General features: G+C 74.6%; 1 pseudogene. It reads left to right on the top strand.

Annotation, left to right across the window (positions count from 1 at the left end):
* Window positions 1-10,759, top strand: a pseudogene (locus AC08OU_RS17590) (hypothetical protein); the annotation flags it as partial.

The raw sequence follows: 10,759 nt of genomic DNA, 5'->3' as shown, positions 1-10,759 counted from the left end.
GGCAGCGGCTGACCGACCTGCTGGTGGCGGGCCGTCCGGAACGCGCCGTGGAGTCCCTGCCGCCGGAACAGCAACCGGCTGCTGCGGACTGGGCGACACTGCTGGACTCCGGTCTGACGTTCACGGCCGGGGACTCGGTCATCCACCTGTCCGGTGCCCTGACCGACCTGACCCCGGTCACCGAACCCACCACCAGCCCGACCAGCACCAGCCCGACCAGCACCAGCCCGACCAGCACCAGCCCGACCAGCACCACTCCGACCAGCACCACTCCGACCATCACCACCCCGACCAGCACCACCCCGACCACCCCCCAGGCCGGCGAAGGCCAGGCCACCGTCGGCCAGGTCCGGTACCACGCCACCGCCCTGCTGTCGGCGTCGATCGACGGCCGGTCACACCCCTTGGACGTGGTCCCGCCACCACAGCTCCGCATCGCGCTGCCCCCCGACGCCGTCCCGGCCGCAGCGGACCAGATGGGAGGGGCGCTGGAGGTCGCCCGCCCGGAGGCGATCAACGACGTCGACTTCACGGTGACGGGTGCCGACACCGCGCCGCTGGTGTCCGCCCTCGACCGGCAGCTCGTGGAGTCCGGCATGCCACCGGACACCCGGCGTGGCTTCGTCGAAGCCGCAGCACGGGAAGTGTTCGCGGAGAAGGAGTTCACGTCCAACGGGAAGGTTTGGCTGGGCGGTTCGTGGGCTACCGATCCGTTCAGCGTCGGTTCGTTCGACGGGTACCTCCTCGTCGCCGCGCACCTGCGCAACGTCGCGCCGGTCGTGCTCACCGTTGCGCCTGTTCACGTCGAGTCCACCGGGGGTCCTGAAGCTCCACCGGTTCGCGGCCAGCAGCCTGCGACGCCGGAACGAGTCGGCACCGACACGACTCAACCGGAGCCGACGCGCTACCGAGCCGAGGTGGAGGTAGAGGTCCGGCCGGTGGTCCAGGGCGAGCAGCTGCCCGCAGTCAGCACCACGACGTCGGTGGAACTGGCGGTGCCGGAAGACAGTGCGGCGCAGTTCGAGAAGGCGGTGCAGGGGAGCTCGACACCGGACGCGGAACCTGTTCGCCAGAACCCCGATGCCTTCGCCGCGGATCGTGACTCTCAGCCGAGCGCGGAACCCACGACCGAGCCCACGACCGAGCCGACGACCGAGCCGACGACCGAGCCGACGACCGAGCCGACGACCGAGCCGGTGCTGACTCCGGAACCGCAGGCCGGGCAAACGCCTCCCGTGGGCACGCAGGTCCCGGTAGGGCCGACGTGGTCCGTGCCGGTCGCGTCCGCCGCGGAGGGGACGCCGGGCACGACGGGTGGCGATCCTTCGGCCGAGCCGTCGGTCCAGCCGTCGGTCGTGGCGCAGCCATCGCACCCACCGCAGGAGCCGTACTCGCTGGCCACCCGCACCGGGCTCGGTGCAGGCGTGGTGCGTGACGTCCCGGTGGCGGGCGAGATTCACCGGTGGATCCGGAGCGAGGTGGAGTCACGGCTCACCCGGCTCGGTGCGTCCATGACCCCCGAGTTGGCCGGCAGGCTGGACGGTAGCTACGGCGCCCCGGCGCTGGCCTCCCGCTTCTCCAGTCTGCTGGAGGGTGGCGTCCGGCTGGAGCACCAGATCGGGAACCGGCGGATCGTGGTGCGTGTCGAGGCTCAGCTCGGCGCCCTGCGCGAGGCCATGGGCCCGGAGGCGGGTGGTCCGGACGGTGTCCGCCGGAGCGAGGCGCGGTTCGACTACGAAACGCGCTACGTCAGCTCGGTCCAGGAACTGCACCTGCGCTCGCGCGGCGGCCTGAGCCAGGTGGTGTTCGGCCCGAACTCGGAGCAGCGGACCGGTACTGGCCGGGTCGACGTGGCGACGACCTCGGTGTCGGTGCCCGCCGATCACCTTCCCGACCCCAGCCACCCCGCCACGGACGCCGCGCTGATCGGCCGCCGGGTCGACTCCGCGGGGCGCGTCGACGTCGGCGAGGCCGTCGCGCCGGCCGGGCCCGCCGACGCCAGGGGGGCGCGGGTCGAGCTGACCCTCGGTGAGGCGCCAGGGCGGTGGAACCCGCCCCAGGTGGAGATCAACCAGGAGGGGATCTCCGGGATCCGTGCCGAGCTGCTGTCCGTCGGGACGGTGGCGCGCGAGATCGAGCAAGGCCTGGCCAAGCTGAACGGCCGGCAGCCCGCCGCCGACGAGGCCCGCTTCCCGGCCGCGCTGCGCGAGGCGGTGACCTCGCAACGGCTGGCGGCCCGGTACGGCGACCTGACCTCTCCGGACGGCGTGGTCGTCCCGGTGGGGCCGCGGGATCCGTGGTCGCAGATAGTGCGCATCCGGCAGCAGGTGCTGGCTCCGCAGTTGGAAGGTGTCGCCGAGGGGGTGCCGTCCGACCAGGACGGAGTGCGCGGCAACTACTCCGGCCCCAGCCTGCGGTACCGGGGCCATGCGCAGTACGACGTTTCGATCTGGCGTCAGCGTGGAACGGGTTGGCAGGTGGCCACCCTCGAGCCGGTGACGATCCTGGGCGGGGTCGAGCTGACCATCGCCCGGCAGCGTGCCCAGGATCTCGGCCTGGCCCTGCCGGAGACGGCGACCGGTGGCGAGTCGCCGTCCGGTGCGGCATCCGCGGCCGAGTCTTCGGGCCGGCCCGAGCCTGCGAGCCAGGCCGAGTCCTCGGGCCAGGGGCGGCGCGAGTACATGGATCCGCTGCTGGCGCTGCACGCGGGCCACGTCGAGCGGCTCCAGGACGGTGGCCTCGTCGACCGTGTGCTCGACTCCCTGGTCGATGCGCGTTTCCTGCCGCCGCGGTTGAAGGACGTGCCCTCGCCGCTGACCGAGGTGCTCCGCGCCGGATTCGGCCCGGGGGCGCTCAAGGCGGGCTTCGCTCAGCTCACCGGCGGACACGGTGTGGTTCGGGTGGTCGACCTCGCGATGCTGGGCCGGCGCCCGGACTCCGGTGCCGTGTCGGAGCGGATCGGGATCCGGGTGACCGCGACCGCCGGGCCTGGGGAGTACGTGCGGCAGCGAGCGGATGTCGCGGTGTCGCCGAGCGCCGAGCCGGCGGCTGCCGAGCGGTCGGTAGCCGCCGGGCTGCAGGAGATCCGCCACAGCATCAGCAGCGAGGGGGCGCAGGAGTTCGAGCACCCCGTCCAGTTCCGGGTCGAACTGTTCGGGGATCGTCCCGCGGGTCAAGGTCGTCAGGGGTTGTTGCCCGTCGGGCTGGGCAGGGTGCTGAACCGCCTGACCGGACGGGCGGCGGCCCGCACCTGGGAGGGGTCGTTCCCGCGTGGATCGGCGCCCCTCGCGGACTTCACCGTGGCGGGACGGGTCCACCTGCTGGTTCCCGATCATCTGACAGCTCCGGTCGCCGTCCCCGCCGTCCCCGCCGAGATGTCGCCAACCGACGCCGGAACGCCGCGGGGTCGGCCGATCGGCGCGGACGACGGCTCCCGCGTGCCGGAGACCCCGGGAACCCCGGGAACCCCGGGAACCCCGGGAACCCCGGGAACCCCGGGAACCCCGGGAACCCCGGGAACCCCGGGCGACCGGACGCCGGCCGACCCGGCCCTGGACGACCCGGCCGTGGACGACCCGACGCCGGCCGGTCCGGTGCCGGTTCGGCTGCGCCCGAGGACGCCCCCGGGGATGTCCCTCGGGCGCAGTCCGCTGAACGAGGCGCTGCGCGAGCACGTGCAGGATGCGCGCCTCCTGGGGTTGCAGGGGCCGATGGCCATCGCGGGCGTGCTCGGCTCGATCTCCCCGTCCACCCTGCGGGCCCTCACGCGCGAGGGCCCGGTGACCCGGCCGGTTCCCCCGGCGGCGCTCGGGCGGGCGGCGAGCGACGGGATGATGCTTGCCCAGGCGCTGAGCGGCGACAACCTGCGGGCCAATCTCCCGGCACTGCTGCGGCACGAACTCTGGGTCCCGGTCCGCCGGGGCGCGATCACGGTGGGGTTGGACATCGAGGGCGGCGTCCCCGCGGCGAACGCTGGACACGACCGGCTCCACTACGCCCTCGACGTCAGGTACCGGTTCGTCACCGCGGGCGGTGCGATCGCCGAGGCGAGCGTCCCGGCGGGGCTGCACGCCACCCTGCCGCGCACGCTGGTGGCGGAACTGGCCATCAGCCACCCCGCGCTGCTGCCGCCGGACGCCCTGACGCGGCAGGAGGCGGACCTCCGGCAGGAACTGGAGCGGATGACGGCCGCCGCGACGCCGCCCGCCGGCCCTCCGCGGCCCACGTCAGGAGTACTCACGACGGAGCAGGCGGGATCCTTCTGGGCCGATCGGATCGGGCAGCGGAACGGGGTCCTGCGGTCGGGGCTGACCGGTCGGGTGCCCGTCAACGAAGGGCTGGACGCCGGTGGCTGGGGGGTCGGGCACCTGATGGAGGTCCGGCCCGACCCGGCCGACGCCGGCAACGCCACCGAGGGGCGGGGCGTCGCACCCACCGGGGCCGCCCCGGACGCGACCGCGGCCGGTGGCCGGTCCACGGTCGCGGCGATGACCGACAAGCTCGGCATGCGTGCCGCGCTGGCCCGCGCGCTGGCCGCCACAGGCGTGACCGGCGTGACCCCCGAGGCGCTGTCCGCCGCGCTGGAACAGCTCGACCGCAGGTGGACCCCCGCGGACGCGACCAGCACCATGGACGCCCGGCGTCTGTGGCGGGGGGTCGACGTCGTGGTCGAGGCCGCAGGTGGGCCGCAGCTCCTCACTGTCCGGCTGGCCCTGCGCGACGGCGCCGGGATGGCGTCACTGGTCCCGTCCTCGGTGGAGATTCCCGACCACCGGGACGCCGGCGTCTCCGAGGCCTGGTGGTTCGACTACGACCAGAGGGGCGAGGCCAGCCGCAGCTGGACAGGTTCGGTCTCGGCGAGCGGCACCCTCTCCCTCGGGATCGGGCTGCTGCCGGATTCGCGGCAGCTCACCGCGAGCGTGACCGGGCGTGCGGCCGCCGGTGGCGCCATCTCGTCGACGTGGTCGTCACTGAACTACTCGAACCGCAGTGACGTCGCGGGGTTCCGCGGGAGTGGCCGGTGGGCGGCGTTCGACGCGCCCGCGCGGCTGGAGCTCTCGGTGCGCCCGGTGTGGCGCAGGCACCATGCCGGCGCGGCGTCCGGCACGGTGCCGGTCAGCGTTCCGGTGCGGCTGGCCTACCGGCTGCCGGTGGAGATGACCCGCCCGGCCGGACAGGTGGTGGAATCGGTGCCCGCCCCGGTGACGGTCGACGAGGCGCGGGCCCGGGACGTGTTCTCGGCCATGCAGATGGTCTCCGAGTCGGTCGGCCTCGGGGACCTCTACCCGAGAGTGCTGCGGGCGATGGCGGCCGACCTGGGCCCCGCCTGGGTCGTGGACCCGCGCAGCACGGCACGTTGGGCCGTCGAGAACGTCGTGCACGAGGCACACTTCATCCGCTACCTGCGCAACGCGGGGACCGGCGTGAGCTCGATCCGGTTCGAGCTCGCCGACGGCGACCAGGGCATCGACCCCCGGGTCCGGGACGCTCCCCGGCTGCCGGGTTCCCGGGGGGTGACCGGGCAGTCCCGGCTGATGAGGGGGGTGGACTCGGGGAACGTCCGGGTGTCCGCGACCCCGGTCAGCATCGACGTGCTCGACCTGGTGCCGGGGGACAACAACCTGGAGATGACCGAGAAGGTCCAGCACGGCCTGCTCGACATCGGCGTCGTCAACCCGTCGACGAACGCCGGGGCGAGCGTGTACGCGGCGCTCGGCCGCAGGAACGTCGGTCAGGTCGTCGACGGCGCGGGGCAACCGCCGATCTCGGTCGGCAGCGGGCTGGAGCTGTCCGTGTCCCTCTCGGCTGGACAGGCCGGAGTGGACGTCAGCGGCGCCGTCACCTACGAGAAGTCCAAGATCATGCCGCACGTGCCGTCCCGCCGCGTGCGCCTCGGCGTGCGGTGGACGGCGGAACTGACCGTCTTCGGTGACCACCGCGCCGCCGGGGCGAAGCCGGCGCGGGGCGGGACGGTGACCGCCGACGGCCAGATCGTCCTGCGAGTCCCGGAGCCCGACCTTCCTCGGCTGCTCGAGCATCTGGGTGCGACACCGGAGGCCGTCCTCCCCGAGGTCCGCCGCGCTGACACCCGGGCGGCCGAATCGCTCGGCCGGGCCGCCCCGGACCTGGTCGAGCTGCGCACCGAGCAGGTGCCGCCAGGCTCGCTGCGACCTCCCGCGCCGCTCGCGCAGGGCACCGGCCTGGCCGGGACGCACGTCGACGGACTCAGCGGCGTCGGCGAGGTCGGGGCGCGGATCGAGGCCACGGCCCGGGAGCTCGCCGCGCGGGCCCTTCGGGAGCGCGGGTTGGACCTGTCCGCCGTGCCTACGCAGTTCTGGTCGAAGCTGGCGTTCGCGAAGGAGCACGTCGGATCGCCGGGGGCGATGCGTTCGTTCCAGGAATCCCTGATCCAGCACGGAATGCCGCTGCCGCCGGTGGTCCAGCCCTTGACCATCGACGCAGCGGAGCAACTGGTCGGGCGGGTCGCTCCCCACCTGGTGGTCGAAGGCCGGGTCCGGGTCGAGATCGTGCCCGGGACGGCGCGCCACGTAGGCGGGTACACCAAGGCCGAGCTGGAGTACGGCGCCGAGCAGTGGCAGGTCAACATGGGGGCGCGTGAGGTCTCGCGCGCGATCGCCGGCGCGGCCACGGGAGTGCTGGGCCTGGCCGGTATCGGTGACACCGGCGGCTCCCTCGCTCCGACGCTGTTCGCGGGCGGCACGGTGGGCTACACCCGCGTGGCGAAGAGCCTGACCGGGCCGTGGGTCGGCCTCGACCCGCACCTGAAGTACGAGGGACCGACCGACGCGTTCGAGGCCGAGGTCCGCTACGTACTGGAGCTGAACGCCCGGATCAGCGACCCCGGGGCGGTCGCCGCCGGGCCCTTCCCGGCCCGGTCACGGCTGGCCGCCGACACCGACCTCGCCGCCCGGGACCGGACCGGACCCCGGATCGACGTGGCCGCCAAGCGCGCCCGGCCCGCGTGGGCCGGCCCGCCGCAGCCCGGGAGACCGCAGCAGGGGGTGCCGGTGGCGTGGGACGCCCTGCCGGAGTCGGGCTCGGCCGACTCCGTGGAGCACGTTCCGGCGCGCGGCCTGAACACGGTGCCGTCGGCGGGGACCACGGTCCGCTCCCGGACCGAGTGGTGGCCGGGGACGGTGCGCGTGCAGGCACCCGCCGGCATGGCCCTGCCCGTGGCGGCGGCCCCGGCCCGGTCGCCCGTGCCGGCGCAGCTTGCGCCACGACAGCCTGTCCCGAGCGGGTCGCCCGGGTGGCGGCCGGTCCGGTTCTCGCAGCAGGAGCGGATCCTGGAACTACGGACCGGGCCGCTGCTGTCCGCCGTCCAGGACGTGCTCGCTCACGCCGGTGCGGGCCAGCGGGGCCTGACCGCTCACGAGTCGGTGACCGAGCTGCAGGCCGCGCTCGACCCGGGTCCGCTGCGCATCCGGCTGCGCCAACTGCTGTTCGACAAGGGGTTCCGGGCCACGCTGTACTCCGGGCAGGACGGCGTGGCGACCGGGGTGCTGGTCGTCTCGCCCCGGATGGTCGTCCCGGAGCAGGGGGCGGTCGTGACGTCGAGCGCCGACGGCGTCCGGATGAAGTACTTCGACGAGACCCAGGCCTGGCTCATCCTCGAGAGTTACACCCTGCGGTCGATGCCGTTGTCTGCCAGGACCGGCGGCTCGATCGTCGCCGGCCCCGTCGCCTCCGGCGGGGACTCGCAGCACGCGCTCAGCGGTCAGGGTGCCGCCAACGCCACGGTCACCTCCAACCGGGAGATCACCGACCGTGAACTCCTGCTCGACCGTGTCGGCGAGCGGATCGAGTGGGCCGGGCGGCCGATGGACGTGCACTCCCGTGGTGTGGAGTGGGCGGTCACGTTCCAGCCGACGTCCTACGGCGCCCTGCAGGGGGCGCGGGCGACGTCCACGCGCTTCCTCGTCCCCGACGGAGCCTCGGTGCTCGTCCCGCGGGAGAGCCACCCGCTGCGCGGCCTGGCCGCGACCCCGGCCACCCTGCCGGCGTCGTCCGGAACGGGGCGGCCACCGGCCGGCCCGCCCACCGCGACCGCCCTGCGGGCGAACGGGTTCTACCTGCCGCTGGACTCGTTCCACGACGAGACGGTCGAGCTGCTCGGCGAGCCGGTGCTGGACGCCGCGCTGTCGCTGCTGGAGGAGCGATCGAGCGGGCGCCGCTTCCTGGCCGACAGCTCGTTCGTCGCGGCGCTCGCCGGCTCGCTCGCCGCGGCGTCGTCGCAGTCCGCCGCTCCCGAGGCGCTCGAGCGGACCGTTCGCTACGCGAAGCTGGGACAGGGGCTTCGCCAGGGCCTGATGATGCAGTCTCTGTCGGCGCTGATGCCGCAGGCGGTTTCGGGCGGTGTGGCGTTCCCCCTCGGGGCCGTGCAGCAGGCTGGTCAGCTCAAGACCGGATTCCTCGCGATGTCCGCGCGCCTGGTGGGGGAGCCCCGCCCGGTGGGTCGGATCGAGCCGAACGACGCCGAACTGCAACGGCACTTCCTGCGGATCAGCCAGGAGAGCCGCAAGGTCGGCATGTCCGGCAGCACGACCACCGCAGCGGGGTCGGGCCTGTCCCTGGCCGTGCCCACCCCCGTCGGCGCTGTCATCGCCGACGTGACTTTCACGCGGCGGAGCACCGCGGGCGAAGGTTTCGGCCAGGAGTTCGCTCCGGTCAGTGGCATGTGGGCCAGCATGGCGATGCAGGTCCCGCACCGGGTCTACGAGACGGACGTGGACCTCGACCTCCGGCTCTACACCGGCAACCGGCTGACGCCGTGGGCGAGCGTGCTCAGTGCCCCGGTGACCGGGGCACGGTGGGTCGCCGAGATGCTGAGCAGTTCTCTCGGCCTGGCTCAGCCGGTCGGCCAGGTGCTCGCGGGCGGTGTGGGGCTGGAGCGGGCGTTGCGCGGCTCTCGCCGGGTCTCCACCACGATCCGGATAGCGGTGCCCGAACCGCTGACGAGCCGAACCCCCGCCGAACCGGCCGTCGCCTCCCTGGACGCCGCGGCGGCCGACCGGATGCGAGGGGCCGCGCTGACCGTCACCCCGGACGCCTTCGAGCAGGGCGAGATCGGCCTGTACTCGGTCGCTCCGCACGTGCTGGACCGGGTGGCGGACCGGCTCGCCGGCGACCTGCTCGCTCGTGGCGGACCCGTCGCCCGGACGCTGCGCACCGGAACCGCCGTCACCCAGGCGCTGCGCAATGCCGTCTCCGGGGTGCACCTGGGCGGGCGGTTCGACGACCTCCTCGTGGGCGACGGCATCCGGACGCCGCTCGGGCACGTCGCCGGCGTCGGCGCGGACACCGCCGCGCACCTGAACGTGCGCGGGTCGCTGGCCGGCGCCCGGCCGCTCAGCTGGGCGCCGACCATCCGGGCCCGGTTGCCGATCTCGGTCCGTGTCGAGGGCGAGGAGACCACGGGCACCTTCGGCAATGCGGGCGTCACCGGAGCCGCGCTCGGCGGGAGCATCTCGCACGTGGTGACCCTGACCGGCGGCGCCGTCGGCACGCGCGCGCGCAGCGAGGGATCGGCCTGGAAACATCAGGACGACACCGGCGACATCGCAGTGGTCGTGCGAGTGGCTCCGATGCTCTACGTGAGCGGTGACCTGCTGCTGTCGGCCACCGTCGGCACCCGCAACGAGTGGGCCGGCACCCTGGACGCGCGGATGCTCGACACCGCCGGCGCGACCAGCGACTCGCGGGCGGACGTGCGCGCCGACGACGCCGTCGTGGTGGGCCTGTCCTGGGCGCAGGCCCGCGCACTGCGCATCGCCCACCCGGACGGTGAGGCGACGATGAGCGGCTGGCACCTGCCGCCGTCCGCGCCGGGACCGGACGCCCGGGCCGAGGCGGAGCTCGCCGCGGCCGCCCAGTTGCTGCCCGCGTTCACCGGCTGGACGGTGCTGAGCGGCCGGGTGACCACCGACGGCCGGCTGGTGCTGCACGACGCCCCGGTCGAGGCCGCACCGGTGGCGGCCGCGCTGGCCAGAGGCGGCCGCGGCCGGGAACGCGGCCCGGTCGTGCTGGCGTCGTCCGGCGGCCTCGGGGTGGCCCGGCTCCTCGCCGCCGTGACCGGGCAGCCCGTGGTCGCCACGGCGGGGCAGGTCGTGTTCGGCACGGACCGCTCGGTGCGCGCGGAGCAACCCGTGGCGGGGCCGTCGGTGGTGGGCCCGTCCGCCGCGCGGGGTGGCTGGCTGCTGGTGCGCGGGGACGGCGCTGCTCCCGTCCCGCTGGGCGTCGAACTGGCGCGGGCGCTCACCACCCCGGAGGCCGTGGCCGCAGCCGTCGCCGTCGATCCGGATCTGCAGCGCGACAAGGCCGGCACCATCGCCACCACCGCGGAGCAGGGCTGGCAGGGCCCGGCCTCCGGGATCCGCTGGCCGGCGCCGCTTCACGTCGGGGACAGCGCCACCGCCGGCTCCCGGCCGCTCCGGCAACCCCGGTCGCTCCAGGAGCTCCTGGGCGAGACGGCAGCCGAGCGGGAGGCGGAAGCCGCTGGGGACGCTCGCGGCGACAGAGGCCTACCACGGCGGGGCGGGCCGATCCCGGCAACCGCACGTGGCGGCTCCGGCCGCCGTGGACGGTCCTCGCTCCCGCTGCCGTGGATGCCGGACACCCGGCGCCGGTCACCGCTCGCCGCGCGGTGGGTGGCAGCGCTGGGATCCGCCGCGCGCTGGGTGCTCGGCCCGCTCGTGGTGGCTCCGCGGTCCGGTGCCGGACTTCTGCACCCGGCCCGGTC

Source organism: Frankia sp. CcMO1 (genome assembly GCF_977945845.1).
Note: the sequence above shows the minus strand (reverse complement) of the source record. Positions and strands in the feature narration are given on the sequence as shown.